The organism is Deltaproteobacteria bacterium (genome assembly GCA_020848905.1).
Lineage (GTDB): Bacteria > Myxococcota_A > Polyangia.
Window position 1 is genome coordinate 1 of the sequence record JADLHG010000018.1, and the last position, 17,408, is coordinate 17,408.

Sequence of the window (17,408 nt, forward strand, 5' to 3'; positions counted from 1 at the left end):
AGTCCCCCGCTTTTTACCGGGGCCGGCGGTGGGGATGCAACTCCTTTCCCCTTTAGGCGGCCGGCCACAATTACCTGTGCATCCTCGCCGCCGATGCATCCCGGCTGGCTTCGTTGCTCCTCGGTTGCGTACCGAGGGGTATGCGCCCTCGTCGCGCCTCGCCATCCGGGCGCCTCGACTACGATCCCTGCACACCTAATTGTGGCCGGCCGCCTTACGACCCGCCGTCTGCTTGGCGCGGCTCGGGGCCTCATGGTAGAGAGGCGGCATGTCGCACGCGTCCGGGCCCGGTCACCCCACGGTCATCGTCGGTGGCGGGCTCACCGGCATCTCCGCCGCGCTGCACGCGGGGCGACCGTACCTGCTCTTCGAACGCGAGGAGACGCTCGGCGGCCTCGCCCGCACCGAGGAGCGCGACGGATTCTACTTCGACCGGACCGGCCACTGGCTGCACCTCCGGGACCCGGGGATCAAGGCCCTGGCGGAGCGTGTGCTCGGACCGGAGCTCGCCGAGGTGGAGCGGAAGGCGCGCGTCTATTCGCACGGAGCGCTCACGCTCTACCCCTTCCAGGCCAACCTCCACGGGCTTCCGCCGGAGGTGGTCTACGAGTGCCTGCTCGGGCTCTTCAACGCGCAGCTCCGACGGGGAGCGACCGAGCCGCGGAACTTCGAGCAGTACGTGCTCTACCACTTCGGCGAGGGGATCGCCCGGCACTTCATGGTGCCGTACAACGCCAAGCTCTGGGGCGTGCACCCGCGGGAGATCACGAGCGCGTGGTGCAGCCGCTTCGTCCCCTTGCCGAGCGTCGAGCAGGTCCTCGCCGGGGCGCTCGGCGTCGGCCCCTCCGAGCTGGGCTACAACGTGCGCTTCCGCTACCCGCGCAAAGGCGGGATCGAGACCTTCACCCGCGCGCTCGTGGCCGAGCTGGACCCGACGCGCGTGCACCTGCGCAGCCGGGTAGAGGCCATCGACCCTGCGGCCCGCACCGTGCGCGTGGACGGCGAGACCGTGCGCTACCACGCGCTCATCCCGAGCCTGCCGCTCCCGCGCCTCGTGGAGCTCCTCGTCGAGCCGCCGCGCGAGGTGGAGGAGGCCGCCGCCCGCCTGCGCGCCACCTCGCTCGTCTATCTGAACGTGGCCACGCGCCGGCCCTGCCCCGTGGACTACCACTGGGTCTACGTCCCCGAGGAGCGCTTTCCCTTCTATCGCGTCGGCGTTTTTTCGAACGCCATGCCGAGCATGGCTCCGCCCGGCTGCGCGAGCTATTACGTCGAGCTCTCGACCCGCGAGGTCGGCCCCGACCCCGCCGCGATGGTCGCCGACGCGGTGCGAGCTCTCGTGGAGGTCAAGGCCATCGCCTCTCCCGACGACGTGCTGTTCGCCGACGTCCGGCGGATCGACCCGGCCTACGTGGTCTTCGACGAGCTCTACGAGAGCTCGGTGGGGACGATCCAGCGCTACCTCGAGGGGCAGCGCATCTTCTCCCGCGGGCGCTACGGGGCCTGGATCTACAACGCGATGGAGGATAGCCTCCTCGCCGGCCGCGGGGCGGCGGAGGCGGCGGCAGCGTTGCCGGCCGAGGGGTAGGGGAGCCATGACGCGATCGCGCGCTCGCGGGCGGAGGTGAGCATGACGGCACAGCAGGACGGCAATCCGAACCTGAAGGTGCTCCCAGGGGGGCTCCCCGAGGGGGCGTCGCCCATTCCGTGGCTCTCCGTGGTGATCCCCATCTACAACGAGGAGGGGATCCTGGCCTCCTCGGTGATCAGCCTGCGCGAGAACCTGAAGGAGCTGGGCAAGACCTTCGAGATCCTGCTCGCCGAGAACGGCAGCGTCGACCGCACGCTCGAGCTCTGCGAGGAGCTGAAGACGCGCTACCCCGAGGTGGACTACTTCTCCGTCGGCGAGCCGAACTACGGCAAGGCGCTCAAGGAAGGGATCCTGCGCGCCCGCGGCTCGTACGTGGTGTGCGACGAGATCGACCTCGGGGACATGGACTTCTACCGCCGCGCGCTGGACCGCCTGGTGAACGGGGACGCGGCGATGGTCGTGGGCTCCAAGGTGCTGGTCGGCGCCGAGGACACGCGCCCCGTCTTCCGTCGGGTCGCCACGGTGGTCTACAACACGATGCTGCGCACCGTGCTCCACTTCCACGGCACGGACACCCACGGCATGAAGGCCTTCCATCGTGACACGCTCGTCGGCACGGCGGGGCGCTGCGTGGTGGACCGCGACGTCTTCGCCAGCGAGTTCGTCATCCGGGCGGAGCGGGAGCGGTATCCCGTGGTGGAGATCCCCGTCCGGGTGGTGGAGAAGCGCAAGCCGTCGATCAACCTGATCAAGCGGGTGCCCAACGTGGTCCGCAACCTTTCGTACCTCACCTACGTGATGCGGGTGCTCGAGTGAGTGAGAAGAAGCTCTGCGCGGTCAGCGTCGACCTCGACTCGCTGACCGCCTACTACGAGATCCACGGGCTCGGCGGAGCCCCGACGCAGCTCAAGGCCACGGTCCTGCGCAAGGCCCTGCCGCGCTTCGAGGAGCTCTTCGCCGAGGCGGGGATCCCCGCCACGCTCTTCGTCGTCGGGCGCGAGCTCGAGGACGAGCTCGACGCGCAGCAGACGCTGCGTCGCATGGCCGAGGCGGGGCACGAGCTCGCCAATCACACCTACACCCATCCGTACGACCTCTGCCGCCTCCCCGAGCAGGTTGTGGAGCAGGAGGTGCGCAAGACGCACGAGCTCCTGCGCGAGCTGGCCGGCGAGGGGCACGCCCCCGTCGGCTTCCGGTCGCCGGGTTACTTCATCAACGGCAAGGTCCTCGGGGTCCTCGCCAACCACGGCTACCTCTACGACAGCTCCATGTTCCCCTCGCCCCCCTACTACGCCGCGAAGGCCGCCGTGCTGGCGATGATGGCGCTGCGCGGCCGTCGTTCGGGGGCCGTGCTCTCGGACCCGCGGGGTCTCACGGGCCCGACGGAGCCCTACCGCCCCGACGTGGAACACCCCTGGCGCCGAGGACACGCCCCGCTGGTCGAGCTCCCCGTGGCGGTGATCCCGGGCCTGCGGGTACCGGCCATCGGCACCATGCTCGCCGTCGCGCCGGAGTGGGTGCGAAGCGCGGTCCTCGCGCAGATGGCGCGCGTCTCGTTCTTCAACCTGGAGCTCCACGGCATCGACCTGGCCGACGCAGTCGCCGACCGCATTCCGACGGCGCTCGCCGGGCGACAACCGGACCTGCGCGTCCCCTTCGCCGAGAAGCGGGCGATCTTCTTGCGCACCCTCGAGGGGCTAAAGGATCGCTACCGCTTCGTCACGCTCCGCGAGGCCGCGGAGCTCGTCCAGCGCGAGGGAAAGATCTAAGCAGTTTGATCACGCACCAACGTGCTTCTGTGCAAGCTCAGTGATCCGTGTCGGGGCGCCCCGGGCGCTCGACGTGGAGGCCGAGCTTCGCCAGCTTCTCGTAGAGCGTCGTGCGGTGCAGCCCGGCCAGCTCCGCCGCGCGCTGCACGTTCTGCCCCGCCTCGTCGAGCACCCGCGAGAAATAGCGTTGCTCGAACTCGCCGCGGGCGACCTTGTAGGACTGGATCGGTGCGTGTTGCGCCTGTCGCGACGCGAGCTCGGCGCCGGCGGCCGGAGTAGCGGCGCGTAGCTCGGGGGGCAGGTCCTGCGGCTGGATCTCGTCGCCGTCGCAGACCAGCACCGCGCGTTCGATCACGTGCTCGAGCTCGCGCACGTTGCCCGGCCAGCGATACTCGAGCAGGCAGCGGAGGGCCGGCGCGGAGACCGCGCGCGGGGTGTGATCGCGGCGCGCGCGGAGCGACCCCAGCACCGCTTCGACGAGCAGCGGGATGTCTTCGGGCCGCTCGCGGAGCGGCGGCAGGACCAGCGAGACGGTGTTGATCCGGTAGAGCAGGTCCTGCCGGAAGCGGTTCTGCTCGATCATCTTCTGGAGGTTCTGGTTCGAAGCGCAGATGAGCCGCACGTTGGTGCGGACGAGCTGCCGGCCCCCCACCGGGTAGAACTCGCCGTCCTGCAGCACCCGCAGGAGCTTGGGCTGCAGCGCCAGGCTCATGTCACCGATCTCGTCGAGGAAGAGCGTGCCGCGGTCGGCCTTGACGAAGAAGCCGGTCTTGGGGTGGTCGGCCCCCGAGAAGGCTCCCTTCTCGTAGCCGAAGAGCTCGCTCTCGAGGAGCTGCTCGGGGATGGCGCTGCAGTTGAGCGAGACGAAGGGGCCGTCCGCGCGGTGGCTGCTGTGGTGCACGAGCTTGGCCACCAGGTCCTTGCCCGTGCCGCTCTCGCCCTGGATCAGCACCGACACGTCCGACGGAGCGACGCGCTCGATGAGGTCGATGACCGCGGACATGGCCGCGGAGCGGCAGACGATGTTCTCCTTGCGGAAGGTGCGCTCGACCTGCGACCGGAGGCTCGCGTTCTCCTTCAGAATCCGCACCTGCCGCAGCGCCCGCTGGATCACGAGCTCGATCTCGCCGCGGTCGAACGGTTTGCGCAGGAAGTCGAAGGCTCCCTTCTTCATCGCCTCCACGGCGTTGTCCACCGTGCCGAAGGCGCTTACCACGACGATGGGTAACTCGGGGGCGATCCGGTGCAGGCGTGCGAGCGCCTCGAGGCCGTCCACGCCGGGCATGCGCAGGTCCGTGATCGCCACGTCGGGGGCGGCGCGGTGAACGGCCTCCTCGGCTTCGGCGACCGAGGCGGCGACGCTGGCCTCGTAGCGCTGCGGATCGAGCATGCGCAGGAAGAGCTCCCGCGCGGCCGGTTGGTCGTCGATGAAGAGGACTCGTGGGAGCGTCAAGGTCTGCCTCCTTCCGGTCCCTGTCGCGGCAGCAGCGTGCGAAAGGTCGTTCCGACGCCGAGCTCGCTCTCCACGCGCAGTGAGCCGCCGTGGCGGGCGACGATCTGGTGCGCGATGGCGAGCCCGAGGCCGGTTCCGAGATCCTTCGTGGTGAAGAAGGGGTCGAAGATGCGCTCGCGCAGCTCCGGCGGGATCCCCGACCCCGTATCGGTGATGGAAATCTCCACCAGGCCGTCGTCGAGCTCCCTCGACGCGAGGGTGAGCCGCCTGTCGTCGCTCTCTTGCATCGCCTCCACCGCGTTCAGCACCAGATTCATGAAGACCTGCCGCAACAACCTAGCATCGCAGGCCACCTCGCAGGACGCCAGGCCGAGGCGGTCGACGGTGGTGATGCCTGCCTTGCGGAGGCGGTACGAGCAGAGCTCGACGGCTTCCCGGACGAGCGGGTCGATGAGGGTGGGGAGGGACTCTCCGTGGCCCGGGCGCGCGAACTGCATGAAGCGCTCGAGCAGCGCGATGGCGCGCGTGCTCTCGTGGTGGATGGTGGCGACGTCGCGGCGGCGCACATCCTCTTCCGGCACGGCGTCGAGAAGGAGCTCGGCGAAGCCGTGAATGGCGTGCATGTAGTTGCCGAACTCGTGGGCGAAGCCGGCGGCCAGCGTGCCGAGGGAGGCCAGGCGATCCTGCGCGCGCAGGCGCCGCTCGCGCTCCTGGCGGTTCGTGACGTCCTGGAGCAGCAGCACGGCTCCGCGGCTCGCCGCACCCTCGCTCGCCGCGCCCTCGCTCGCCGCTCCATTCCCCCGGGTCAGGGGATAGACCTGGCAGGCCAGGACGCGCTGCGGGGCCGCTCCATCGGTGACGAGCTCCAGCGACTCGGCGGTTCCGCGCTCCACCGCGCGGCGGACGGCGTCCGCGAGCGGGGCCGCGCCGGGGAAGAGCTCGCCCACGGAGCGTCCCTCGCTCGGCGTCCCGAGGCCCTCGAGCAGGCGGTGGGCGGCCTCGTTGGCCTGGACGACCTCGCCCCGGCTGTTGCAGGTGAGCAAGCCTTCCCCGATGCAACGGATGACCGACTGCAGGTAGGTCGAGGCCTCCCGCAGGTCGGCCGTGACCCGATCGACGCGGACCTGGAGCTCGGCGTTCATCTGCTGCTGCTCGGCGACGAGGGCGCTGTTCTTCTGTCGCTCGGCACGCAGGGCCACGACCAGGTCGGAAAAGGCCCCCTGGAGCAGGCCGAGCTCGTCGCGGGTGGAGGCGGGCTCCGCGAGTGTCACGGTGTCGGGGAGCTCTCCCCCGTGGGTGCGGAGCGCCTGGGCGGCGCGGGTCAGGTCGCCGAGCGGCCGGGTGATGCGCCGCAGGTAGAGGATCCCGGCTACGGCGGCCACGCCGAGCCAGAAGAGCCCGAGGATCGAGGCACGGGAGATCACGCTCACTGCACGCCGCGGAACCTCGTCGGAGAGGAAGGCCAGCTCGACCACCCCCACGACGCTCTCGGTGCCGCGCAGGATCGGCGCGGAGACGCGGTACTCGAGCGGACCTCCGGTGGCGGCGAGTCCTCGGCCGGGGCGTACGAGGCCCAGCGCCCCGGCGGTGCGCCCCTGTTGACCGACGCGCCGCGGGTCGGAGTGGCCGACGATGCGTCCGTCGTTGCGGAGCACCGCGAGGCTCACGAGGTGGACCTTGCGCCGCACGCGCACGAGGAGCGGGTCGAAGCGCGTCGGGTCCACGGCGTCGAGCAGGTCGGCGCAGGCGGTGGCGATCCCCTGCGCCACGATGGTCCCCTCCATCTCGACCTGGCGGTCGAGCGCCGAGAGCTCTCCGGAGAGCGAGACCAGCGTCTGCGCGCCGAGGATCAGACTGACGATGACGAAGAGCATGCCGAGGAGCCGCCCGCGCAGCGAGAAGCGAGCCAGCCAGCGGAGCCAGGAGGGCCTCTTCATCGGCGCTCTCCTGCCCCGAGGAAGGAGTGGCAGCTCTGGCAGCGCCGCTCGGCGTGGTGCTTCGTGGCCTGAGGCTTGTGGCAGCCGAGGCAGCGGTCGCGCGGGGTGGCCCAGTCGTGGAGCTGATGGCAGCTCAGACAGCGCGCGTGGCCCGGGGTGGCGTGCAGCCCCTTGACGCTCTGGCGGTCGTGGCACGCGGCGCAGTCGACGGTGCGCGGCCCGGCCTGGGCGTGCGGACGATGACACGAGTAGCAGGCCAGGTGGGCCATGGGCGCCTGGCTGGGGAAGGTCACCTGTTTCACGCCGCGGGCCTGGTGACAGCCGAGACAGGTGGAGGGCCCCGGGCGCAGCTCGTCGTCGCGACCGGTGAGGAAGTTGTGGCAGGTCGTGCAGTGCAGCTTCTCCATCCCCTTGGCGCCGTGCACCTCCTGCTTGTGGCAGTCGGCGCAGCTATCCAGTGCGTCGGTGAAGCGGTGCACCGAGCGCGCGTGGCAACGGAGGCAGGAGGTCTTGGCGTGGGAACGGTGACCTGCCGAGCGCCTCGTCACCTTCCACTTCGCGTCGTGCTGCGCGTGGCAGCTCTCGCAGGAGCCGAGGTCGACCTTGGCGTGCTTGGCGAGCTTGTTCCGCCCGTCGGCGGACTTGCCGCCGCGCCAGACGTAGGTGCCGAGCATCGAGAGCGCCGCCCCCCGGCTCTGGTGGTGACACTGCTGGCAGACGATGGTCCGATGCTCGTTCTTGGTCCAGAGGCTGTATTCCTTCTGCGTGCGATGGCAGAGGGCGCAGAAGCGCTGGTCGCGTTCGACGAAGCGCGAGAGCTTGGAGTAGGCGAGGGCGACCCCGAGCGCGGTGCCGACGAGCACGAGGCCAAGCGCCACGCGAAGGACCGGGCGACGAGGGCGCTTGGCGGGGGACGCCTTCTCAGTGGCACCCGTCACAGGTTCCCCGCCTCACCACCACCTCGAAATGACCGGAGAACGCATGACAGACGTGACAGTGGCCGACCCCTTCCTCGCGGTGCTGGTCGTGTGAGAAGTCCTTCCCCTTATGATAGCGGCCGAGGTTGTGGCAGCGGAAGCAGGGGAGCGACTCGAGTCGCGTCGGTGGCTCGGGGCGCTCGGTTCTCGACGGGACGACTGCGCGGGAAGCGGCTCCGGCCGCCCGCGTGAGCTCCGCCAGGGCGGGCTGCGCGCGGCGGAGCTGTGCGGCGATGAGGGCCAGCGACGCCACGACGACGCCGCCGAGCAGGAGCTGGAGCACGGCCTTGCGCGCGCGCTGGGTCACGACTTCCGCTCCTCGTGGCTGGACGGGGTCTCCCCGGTCGCGCGGCCCGCCGCGGCCCGCGAAGCCATCAGCTCGTCGTATTCCGCGCGGTGCTCCTCTTTGAGCTCGGCGAGGGTCAGCCGTCCGGTGAGGAAGACCCGCGACATGGGGAAGACGCTCGGCCGCAGGTGCACGTTGTAGAAGTGCCAGACGAAGATGGCCAGCGCGGCGAGGATCGCCTCGTCGGCGTGCGCGTAGTAGGAGACCTCGTAGACCCAGACGGGGAAGCGCTTGACCGTCGCTTCGGGGAACCAGCGCACGAGGCCCGAGCCGGCCATGATCACCATGCCCCAGAAGACCGCCCAGTAGTCGAACTTCTCGAAATAGGAATATTTGTCGAAAGCAGGGCGGGCGCGGCGCAGCCCCATGAAGAAGGCCAGGTTCTGGAAGAGGTGCACGAGGTCGCGCGGGCGAGGCAGCATGCGCAGGCGCAGCCGCCCCCGCACGAGCAGCGACGCGAGGTAGGCCAGGTGATAAACGGCCGCGACCATCAGCACGACGGCCGCCACGCGGTGCCACACCCCGCACTGGTGCAGGCCGCCGAAGGCCTTCACGAGGTGGTGCGAGGCCCCCACGCCGTGCGCGGAGAGGGGCCAGCCGGTGAGCACCAGCACGGTGAAGGAGAGGGCCATCAGGGCGTGCTGCAAGCGCTGATGCACGTCGAAGCGAAGGACGGATTCCGAGGCCGCCGGGGATAGCTCCGGAGCGGACCGCTCGGCAGGGGTCGAGGTGTCGGGTCTCGCCGGATCCATGGGTCTACTCCTTCTCCGAGCGGCCGCCGGCCAGCCGACCGAGCAGGGCGCGCGCCAGGTCGAGCAGGATGTGCACCCCGAGCGCGGCGATGGTGAGGAAGGTCAGCCACCCGAAGAACTTCTGCGTGTAAAAAGAGACGGGCCGATGGCCGGGGCCGAGCGGCTTGTGGGTCACGAGCCCCGCGAACTTCGGCGTGGCCTTCGCGTGGCACTTGCGGCACCGCGCCAGCATCTTCTCCGGCTTCGTCACGAGCTCGTGCCCGCCGTGGCAGTCCACGCAGCCCGGCGCGCGCTCCGAGCCCAGGGTCAGCATCCGTCCGTGCACCGAGTCCTCGTACGAGGGGAGCACCTCGCGCGAGACCTTCGCCGCCGCCGTCACGCGCTCGTCGGCGTGGCAATGGAGGCACTTATCGTTCTCGAGGCGACGGCGCGGGAGCGCGGCCTGTTTCTCCGAGGCGGGGATGAGGTGCGAGTCGCCGTGGCAGTCCAGGCAATACGGTGTGCGCGCCTTCGGTCCGCGCGGCGCGCCCTTCCGCCCGGCCCCATGGGGGAAGCGTCCCGCGCTGCTCACCAGGTCGTCGTGGCAGGATGCGGTGCACTCGGCCAGGGCCACGGGGTCGTGGCGCGCGAGGCCCTTGAGCGCCGCGCCCACCTCCTCGTCGGGCTTCTCCACTGGCTCGTGCGGGTTGAAGTGGTAGCCCACGTGGCAGTCCCGGCAGGTGAGCTCGAAATGGGCCGACTTCGACACGGAGGCCGCGTTGAAGCGGGTCTGGAGGTGGCACGCGCGGCACCAGCGCGCGTCGTTCGCGCCTCCCTTGGCCTTCGCGTCGTCGCCCGCCTCGGGTCTGGCCGCCTTGGGGGCTGCGACCTTCTTCTCCCCCCCGGCGGCGCCGGCGCTTCCGGGAGAGGCCAGCATGGCGGCGGCGATCAGGACCTTCGATAGGGAGATGGCGACAGCTTCTGCGCGGCGCAGGCTCATGCCCCTACGCGGAGCAAGGCCCGTTCCACTTCTCGCAGGTGCGCGGCATTGCTCGACCGGCGTGCCGGGGTCTCATCGGCGGGGGGCGCGTCTGTCTGGTTTTCCCGACGCGCATCGAAGAGCCGGGTCCCGGCTAGCATCTTCGGCTCGGTTTTTTCGTGCGCCTCACCGTCGAGAAGAGGCCGCGTAGGGAGTGGCCGACGGGTGCGTAGGAGAACCGCTACAGCGCCTGTTGCGAGTTGCCGACAGCCCCCGTGGAGCGGTTCCGCGCGAGGCTACTTGCTCGGGCTTCTCGCCTTGTCGGCCGCCATCGACGTCCCCCAGCTCGCCACCGCGTCCACTCCATAGCCCACCACGGTACCGAGGAAGGCCCCGGCAACCAGGAAGAGGAAGCCCACCGCCGCGAGGCCGAGCAGCATCCCGCCCCCCGTCAGCACCCGCGCCAGGATCGAAGGCTCGGGGCCCGCGCCGACGATCAAGTGCGCCATCATCAGGCCCGCGTACCCGCCGAAGAGCAGGGCCGGCACGGCCCCCAGGAGGAGGAACGCCACCAGTCCGAGCCCGGAGCCAACGTACGTGCCCCACTTCGTAGCTGCATGTTCTTTTCCGACGCGCATGGCGAACCTCCTTCAGGTTTCCGACATCCGCAGTCGGCTACTGCAAGGCGAGAGCCAAACTCGACGGCGTGTGTCTCTCGCGGTTTGCGTCGCCGCGGATCGAGCGCGCTGTCTGCGTCTCCCGTCACGCGCGGTCATCCGTCGAGGATTCCTCGGGTTCGGGAATCCGGAAATGCCGACGCGTGTCGTGAGGCGCCGTCGGCCGCCCCGAGGCCGCCGCGCCCGCATCCCGACGACATCCCGAGGACCGCCAGGTGGCCCGCGGCGGCGAGTCGCACTATCCTGGAGGCAGTGCCTCGCGGCTCCGGGTTCATAGCCTTCACGCTTCTTCTCGGGACCAGTTCCGTCGGGTGCGATCGGCTGTTCCGTTTCGCGGCCTCAGGCGCTGACGGAGCGGTTCAGCCCCACGACGCGCGCGCCGAGCGGGGCATGGACGGCGCCTCGGACCTGTCGGTGGACGGGACAGCGTCCGACCGGGGACCGTTCGACGGTCCGCCCCCGGACGGGCCCCGAGGAGACGCGCGCGTTCTCGATCTGTTTCGGCCCGACGCCCCCCTCCGCGACGGTCCGCGGCCAGATTCTCTGCGCCCGGACGCCGTGGTGGCGGGGGACGCAGCCGGAGGGTGCATGCCCGATCAGCTGCGCTGCAACGGGACGTGCGTGCGGGCCACGAACTGCTCGAGCTGCTCGGGCGCTCCCCTGTACTGCCGGTTCAAGAACGAGTGCGTTTCCGCTTGCACGACCTGCTGGACGCCGACCACGGGCCAGCTCCCCATCGAGTGCTTCGCCTGCCGCGCCGGCGCGCGCAGCACGATGCCCGCCCTCGGAAGCTGCGAGGCCTACAGCTTCGCGGGCTATTGCCTGAGCGGGGACTACACGCAGGCCTATCCCGGGGGGACGGGGATGTACTGCGACTGCAGCGGGACGCAGGTGTCACGCTGTCCGGGGAGCCAGCACGTCTGTCGCAAGGCCTCGGGGACCGACTACTGCATCACCTGCGGCGAGGCGGGGATGAACACGCACGGCTTGCCGTGCAAGGGGGGCGGCACCTGCGATACCGCCAGCTCGCCCCCTCGCTGCCGGTGAGGCAGGCGGCCCTGGGTGATACCCGACGGTACGCTGGCCGACGCACCTGCCACCGCTGGGGTCCAGGGCGCGCTCGGGTGAGACCGGGCGGGCCGAGCCCGGAGAGGGCGAGCGACAACCCCCGGAGATCACGCGGCGCACCAACCGCTCGGGCAGTGGTACGGACCCTGCACTAGCAGCGCGCGTGCGTCCCGTCTGGCTTCCTCTGACCCTCCTCTTGAGCGGCCTGCTCTGGTCGGCCTCCGTCGAGGGACGGCGTCGGCCGCGGTTGGGCGAGGCGCTGGAGCACGTGCCGAGGATCGCTCAGCCGGTCGTACGTGCGGTCCTGACCGCGAAGCGCCAGGTTCTGCTCTCGTGGCGACGCGCCCGGGCCGGCACCGACGGCGACCGCCTGTTTCAGGCGGTGCTCGCCGACGTCGAGGCCCGCGTGCGGCTCGGGCAACGTTGCGTGATGGTCTGGGACATCGACAACACCCTGGTCGACACGCGCTATCGCACGCAGGCGGCGGCCCGGACCTTCGCCGCCCAGTGGCAGGGCAAGCGGCCCCCCGAGCTCGAGCGCCTGGCGTCGGTGAAGATCCGCGACGTGGGACGCGACGCCGCGGAGACGTGTCGGAACCTCGGGATCGTGGACCCGATCGTCGTGGAGCGCTTCGGAGCCCTGTGGGAGCGCTTCTTCTGGTACGGGGAGAACCTGCACTACGATCGGCGCATCGGGAAGACGGCGGACATGGCCTGGGCGGCCTGGTGGGCCGGCGCGGAGAACCGCTACCTCACGGGGCGCGTCGAGACGTTGCCGGATGGCAGTGAGGGGCTGCGGCTTCCCACGCTCCGGCAGCTCGTGCAGCAGGGACTACCCGACGCGCGTTCGGACCACCTCTTTCTCAAGCCGCGCTACGACGGCTACAGGACTCCGGAGTACAAGACCGGCCAGCTCTTCGACTGGGTGAAGGAGGGGCTACACGTCGCGAGCTTCACCACCGACGGCACGCGCGACATCTCCTACGCCCAGGCGCACGGGCCCCGCGTGGACTACTTCCGGTACGCGTTTCCTCTGGACGGCGAGCCCCACCCGCTCCGGCCGGGCACCCCGGTCATTCCGCACAAACGCCGGTTGTCAGGCCCCGTCGCGGGTGCCACCATCCGCCCATGAGCGGAGACCTCCCAGTTCGCGTCGGGGTGAGCGAGGCCGATCGCCAGCGCGTCACCGAGGTGCTCGCCCACCATTTTTCCGAGGACCGGCTCGAGCTGGAGGAGTACGAACGGCGCCTCGAGCTCGTGGAGCGGGCCGAGAGCGCGGAGGCGCTGAGCGTCCTCGTGGCCGACCTCGCCCCCGCGTCCAGGCAGGACGCGCTCGTCGCGTCCGGACCGGTGGTCGCGCTCGCGCGCCTCGAGGAGGTTCCTCCCGAGGCCTCCGTGGTGGCCGTCTTCTCGAACGTGACCCGCACCCGCGAGTGGACCCCTCCGCGAGCGCTCAAGGTCGTCTCCGTCTTCGGCAACACGGAGCTGGATTTCCGGCAGGCGCGGCTGGCCCCCGGCGTGACGTCGGTGCGGGTGAAGGCGGTCTTCGGGAACGTCCACCTCGTCGTGCCTCCGGGGGTGCGGGTCGAGCTCCACGGCACGGGGGTCTTCGGAAACTTCGAGGATAGCCGCGGCGGGTCGGGCGACGAGGCGAGTCCGTGCACCTTGCGCGTGACGGGCACGGCCGTGTTCGGCAACGCCGAGGTGGAGGAACGGCTTCCGGGCGAGTCGGGGTTTCAGGCCTGGAAGCGGCGCAGGCGCGAGCGGAAGGCGCTCTCCGCCGCGCGCACGCCGGGCTCGGAGCCGCGCCGCCTCGGTCCAGGGAACCAATAATCCCGCTGGCCTAGATCGCGACCGCGCACGCCAATCGACTTGACAGGGGAATCGGAACAACCGAGAGTAGCGCCCGCTTTGGAGATGCGCCGGCCCGACGGGCCGCCTGAGGAGTGAGTCATGGCCAAGAAGACCCCGCTTCAGCTCGTCAAGGAGCTGCACGGCACCAAGGACAAGCTGGTCGACAAGGTGGTCGCGCTGCTCGATCGCGGCGAGGAGTCCAAGGAGGACTTCACGAAGCGCCTGCTCGCCGCGCCGAACAGCAAGCTGCTGCGCCTGCACGACGGAGGCGCCGCGATTCAGAAGCGCTTCGGTGACAAGAGCAAGATGGTAGATGCGGTCCTTGCCCTGATGAATCGCGGCAAGGACAAGGACTACCGGGAGAAGCTCCTGGGTCTGACCAGCATCCGGCTGCTTGCGCTGCACGGCGAGTGGGAGCGCAAGACCGAGCGTGCGAAGCGGCCTCGGCGCTCGAGGGCGGCGGCCAAGGCGGTAGCGGCCAAGGCCGCGGCAGCCAAGGCGGCGGCAGCCAAGGCGGCGGCCAAGACGCCCGCTAAGTCGGGTGGCAAGCCCGGTGGCAAGTCGGGTGGCAAGTCGGCGCCGGCCAAGACGTCCGCGAAGAAGGGTGACTCCAAGAAGTCCTCGGGGAAGAAGAAGGTCGCCTAACATCGCCGCGCGGACCCACTCCGTAGGTTCTGGCAGCGAGGTCCATGAGAGAAGCCGAGCTCGACCAGGTAGTGCGTGCGGTGACCCGCATGGTCACCGAGCGCCTCGGACGCGCCGACGCCGAGGTAGTGGCGCTCGTGGCTCGTGAGGTCGCGGCCGCCGTCGCCGCCGACGCACGGGTCGGGGGCGCGACGAGCCCGAGCGGATCGGCGGGCGGCTCGACCGCGAGCGGCAGCGCCACGGACAACGGGGACGGCACGATGACCACGCCGCTCGGCGCGGTGCTCCCGCGCCCATCGGCCGCGTCGCTCTCGCTCTGCACGGGCTGCGTCGAGCAGAGCCGTCGCCGCAACCAGAATCGCGCCGTGGTGACCGCCACCGGCCGCAACCGGCGGGGCGTCATCGCCACGCTCACCGCGGCGATCGCCGAGAGCGGTGGAGACGTGGAGGACGTGAGCCAGACCATCGTCTCGGACTACTTCACGCTGATCATCCTCGTCGACACGGGGGCGCTCACGGTGCCGCTCTCCGGCTTCAAGGAGAAGCTCCAGCAGGCGGCCGCAGCGCTCGGAGTTCACGCCGTCGTGATGCACGAGGACGTCGTGCGGGCCCTCCAGCGGGTCTGATCGAGGCGACCGCACCCATGATCTGGCAACGCGAAGAGGTGGCCGAGATCCTCCGGATGATCGAGCACGAGCACCTCGACATCCGCACCGTCACGATGGGGATCTCGCTGCGCGGCGTGATCAAGGAGGAGATCTCCCGCACCTGCACCGCGCTGCGCGAGCGGGTCGAGCGCTGCGCCGAGCGGCTGGTCCCGACGATCCTGCAGGTACAGCAGGAGTTCGCGGTGCCGATCACCAACAAGCGCGTCTCGGTCACGCCGATCGCGCTCGTGGCCGAGGCGAGCGGGGCGTCGAGCTACGTCCCCGTGGCCGAGGCCATGGATCGCGCCGCCGCCGACGTGGGCGTGGACTACATCGGTGGTTTCTCCGCGCTCGTCGAGAAGGGGATGACCCCCGGGGACCGCGTGCTCCTCGATTCGATCCCCGAGGCGCTCGCCTCGACGAAGCGCGTCTGCTCGTCGATCAACGTGGCCACCACGCGCGCGGGGATCAACATGGACGCGATCCTCCTCATGGGGGAGCGCATCAAGCGACTCGCCGAGCTCACCGCCTCGGAGGGTGGCATCGGCAACGCCAAGCTCGTCACCTTCGCCAACATCCCCGAGGACAATCCGTTCATCGCCGGCGCGATGCACGGCATCGGCGAGCCCGAGGTGGTGCTCAACGTAGGCGTCTCCGGCCCCGGCGTCGTGCTCTCGGCGCTGCGACGCCTCTTCGCCGAGCAGCCCAACTGCGACCTCGGCACGATCGCCGAGACGGTCAAGCGCCAGTCCTTCAAGGTCACCCGCGCCGGCGAGCTCATCGGCCGCGAGGTGGCGCGTCGGCTCGGACCCCCCGCGCGCTTCGGCGTGGTGGACCTGAGCCTCGCACCCACGCCGGCCATCGGCGATTCCGTGGCGGAGATCCTCGAGTCGCTCGGGCTCGAGCGGACCGGAGCGCCGGGGAGCACGGCGGCGCTCGCGCTCATCACCGACGCGGTGAAGAAGGGGGGCGTGATGGCCTCCTCCTCGGTGGGCGGGCTCTCGGGGGCCTTCATCCCCGTGAGCGAGGACCACGGCATGATCGAGGCCGCGCGCCTCGGGGCGCTCACCCTCGAGAAGCTCGAGGCGATGACCGCGGTCTGCTCGGTGGGGCTGGACATGGTGGCCGTTCCCGGCGACATCCCGGCCGAGACGCTGAGCGCGATCATCGCCGACGAGATGGCGATCGGCGTGGTGAACAACAAGACCACCGCGGTGCGCATCCTGCCCATTCCCGGCAAGGTGGCCGGCGAGAGCTACGACTTCGGCGGGCTGCTCGGCACCGCGCAGGTGCAGGCGGTGAACCGCTTCAGCGGCGCCGCCTTCGTGCGCCACGGCGGGCGCATCCCCGCGCCGATCATCAGCCTGCGTAACTGAGGCGAGCCGGCGCGGCGAACGCACCCGCTGCTCTGCGAGAGGAGGAGTCCCATGGCGCGGGCCAAGCGACGAACGACCTCGCTCGAAGACCGCTATCTGACCCTCGGTGACCGCCACCAGCGGGACCCGCTGCTCTCGGTGCTCAAGGAGAGCCGTCAGTACGACGTCAAGGTGCGGTCGATCCACAAGCGCGAGCTAGTGGATCTGGAGGGGCACGAGCTCGCGGATTTCGCCTCGTGCAACTACATCAGCATGGACCAGGACGTGAAGGTCCTGCTCAAGGCCGGCGCGGCCGCGACGAAGAAGTTCGGCATCCACTCGGGGCGGGCGCGCCTGATGGGCACGCACAGCCTGATGGTGCACGTCGAGCAGAAGATCGCGCGCTTTCTGGGGGGCGAGGACGCTGTCTTCTTTCCTACCTCGACGCTCGCCAGCATCGGCATCATCCCAGCCCTGGCGCTCGAGGGAGACGCCATCTTCCTCGACAAGTCGGCCCACGCCACGATGTACCAGGCGGCGCAGATGGCCCGTGACAAGGGGGCGGCGCTCCTCTCCTACGAGCAGGGCGACCTCACGCGCCTCGAGGACCTCTTGAAGGCGAACCGCAAGCGGCGGCGCAAGCTCATCTGCGTGGACGGCGTCTACAGCATGACCGGGGACTACGCGAACCTGCCGGAGCTCGTGCCGCTGGCGAAGAAGTACGACGCGCTCGTCTACGTCGACGACGGACACGGACTGGCCTTCGTCGGCCAGAAGCCCACCAAGGCCATGCCGTACGGCTTCAAGGGCAACGGCCTGGTGCGGCACTACGGCATGTCCTACGACCAGCTCCTCTACGTGGCCGGGGTCTCGAAGGGCTTCGCCGCGGCGGCCGGCTTTGCGCTCGTGAGCCCGCGGATGAAGGAGTTCCTGCTGGCGTATGCCAAGCCCCTCGACTACACGCAGCCGCCGACCCCCTTCGCGCTCGGAGTGCTCGACGCGGCGCTGGACCTGCAGCTCGAGGTGGGGGACAAGCGGCGCGCGAAGGTCTACGCCCTGTGCGAGCGCCTCATCTCGGGCCTGCGCGCGCAGGGCTTCCACGTGATGAACCGAACCCACTTTCCGATCGTCTCGGTCTGGGCGGGGAACACCGAGAAGCTGATCGAGGCCTCGCGCCGGCTCTACCGCGACGGGATCTTTCTCACCTCGTGTCCGTACCCGACGATGCCGCGCGGGCAGGAGGCGCTACGGGTGACGGTGACCTCCAACAACAGCAAGGCGCAGATCGACCGGCTGCTCGCGTCGTTCGAGCGCATCCGCAAGAACTGGGTCAAGGCGGGAGTGCCGCTGCACCCCGAGGAGTAGCGCGCCCCGGGCGG

General features: G+C 70.2%; 17 protein-coding genes. 10 read left to right on the plus strand and 7 right to left on the minus strand.

Annotated features, from left to right (window positions below; translation table 11 throughout):
- The first annotated feature begins 268 nt into the window (after positions 1–268).
- Genes IT371_08060 through IT371_08070 form a run of 3 tightly spaced genes read left to right on the plus strand, consistent with a single transcriptional unit; the run spans position 269 to position 3,360 of the window.
- On the plus strand, positions 269–1,588 hold the full coding sequence (locus IT371_08060) for an FAD-dependent oxidoreductase (protein MCC6747595.1): 1,320 nt from the start codon (positions 269–271) through the stop codon (positions 1,586–1,588).
- Positions 1,589–1,630: 42 nt separating this feature from the next.
- Positions 1,631–2,407, plus strand: a complete 777-nt coding sequence (locus tag IT371_08065) for a glycosyltransferase (protein MCC6747596.1) — start codon at positions 1,631–1,633, stop codon at positions 2,405–2,407.
- On the plus strand, positions 2,404–3,360 hold the full coding sequence (locus IT371_08070; GenBank protein ID MCC6747597.1) for a polysaccharide deacetylase family protein: 957 nt from the start codon (positions 2,404–2,406) through the stop codon (positions 3,358–3,360). The genes IT371_08065 and IT371_08070 overlap by 4 nt, the downstream gene beginning before the upstream one ends.
- A gap of 37 nt (positions 3,361–3,397) precedes the next feature.
- On the opposite strand, the gene IT371_08075 is transcribed toward IT371_08070, so the two are convergent.
- The 7 genes from IT371_08075 to IT371_08105 form a co-directional block, all read right to left on the minus strand.
- The gene (locus IT371_08075; protein ID MCC6747598.1) at positions 3,398–4,813 is read right to left on the minus strand and encodes a sigma-54-dependent Fis family transcriptional regulator; all 1,416 of its coding nucleotides are present in this window, start codon (positions 4,811–4,813) and stop codon (positions 3,398–3,400) included.
- Complete coding sequence (locus tag IT371_08080) at positions 4,810–6,750, minus strand: HAMP domain-containing protein (protein ID MCC6747599.1); 1,941 nt, start codon at positions 6,748–6,750, stop codon at positions 4,810–4,812. The genes IT371_08075 and IT371_08080 overlap by 4 nt, the downstream gene beginning before the upstream one ends.
- Positions 6,747–7,688: a hypothetical protein gene (locus IT371_08085; protein MCC6747600.1), complete on the minus strand. Its 942-nt coding sequence runs from the start codon at positions 7,686–7,688 to the stop codon at positions 6,747–6,749. Before IT371_08085 ends, IT371_08080 begins: the two co-directional genes overlap by 4 nt.
- Positions 7,672–8,034, minus strand: coding sequence for a hypothetical protein (locus IT371_08090; GenBank protein ID MCC6747601.1), 363 nt, complete (start codon positions 8,032–8,034; stop codon positions 7,672–7,674). Before IT371_08090 ends, IT371_08085 begins: the two co-directional genes overlap by 17 nt.
- The gene (locus IT371_08095) at positions 8,031–8,825 is read right to left on the minus strand and encodes a cytochrome b/b6 domain-containing protein (protein MCC6747602.1); all 795 of its coding nucleotides are present in this window, start codon (positions 8,823–8,825) and stop codon (positions 8,031–8,033) included. Before IT371_08095 ends, IT371_08090 begins: the two co-directional genes overlap by 4 nt.
- Before the next feature lie 4 nt (positions 8,826–8,829).
- Positions 8,830–9,804, minus strand: coding sequence for a cytochrome c3 family protein (locus IT371_08100; GenBank protein ID MCC6747603.1), 975 nt, complete (start codon positions 9,802–9,804; stop codon positions 8,830–8,832).
- Positions 9,805–10,079: 275 nt separating this feature from the next.
- Positions 10,080–10,421, minus strand: coding sequence for a hypothetical protein (locus IT371_08105; protein MCC6747604.1), 342 nt, complete (start codon positions 10,419–10,421; stop codon positions 10,080–10,082).
- 627 nt (positions 10,422–11,048) lie between these two features.
- Between IT371_08105 and IT371_08110 the strand changes: the two genes are divergently transcribed.
- The 7 genes from IT371_08110 to IT371_08140 all read left to right on the plus strand — a co-directional run bounded on the left by IT371_08110 (position 11,049) and on the right by IT371_08140 (position 17,394).
- The gene (locus IT371_08110; protein ID MCC6747605.1) at positions 11,049–11,507 is read left to right on the plus strand and encodes a hypothetical protein; all 459 of its coding nucleotides are present in this window, start codon (positions 11,049–11,051) and stop codon (positions 11,505–11,507) included.
- A gap of 184 nt (positions 11,508–11,691) precedes the next feature.
- On the plus strand, positions 11,692–12,660 hold the full coding sequence (locus IT371_08115) for a hypothetical protein (protein ID MCC6747606.1): 969 nt from the start codon (positions 11,692–11,694) through the stop codon (positions 12,658–12,660).
- Positions 12,657–13,361, plus strand: coding sequence for a DUF1707 domain-containing protein (locus IT371_08120; GenBank protein ID MCC6747607.1), 705 nt, complete (start codon positions 12,657–12,659; stop codon positions 13,359–13,361). Before IT371_08115 ends, IT371_08120 begins: the two co-directional genes overlap by 4 nt.
- A gap of 120 nt (positions 13,362–13,481) precedes the next feature.
- On the plus strand, positions 13,482–14,027 hold the full coding sequence (locus IT371_08125; GenBank protein MCC6747608.1) for a hypothetical protein: 546 nt from the start codon (positions 13,482–13,484) through the stop codon (positions 14,025–14,027).
- Between the two features lie 44 nt (positions 14,028–14,071).
- The gene (locus tag IT371_08130; protein MCC6747609.1) at positions 14,072–14,653 is read left to right on the plus strand and encodes a hypothetical protein; all 582 of its coding nucleotides are present in this window, start codon (positions 14,072–14,074) and stop codon (positions 14,651–14,653) included.
- 17 nt (positions 14,654–14,670) lie between these two features.
- A complete protein-coding gene (locus tag IT371_08135; GenBank protein ID MCC6747610.1) occupies positions 14,671–16,050 on the plus strand; it encodes a PFL family protein in 1,380 nt (459 codons plus the stop codon).
- 51 nt (positions 16,051–16,101) lie between these two features.
- On the plus strand, positions 16,102–17,394 hold the full coding sequence (locus IT371_08140; protein MCC6747611.1) for an aminotransferase class I/II-fold pyridoxal phosphate-dependent enzyme: 1,293 nt from the start codon (positions 16,102–16,104) through the stop codon (positions 17,392–17,394).
- Positions 17,395–17,408: the final 14 nt, after the last annotated feature.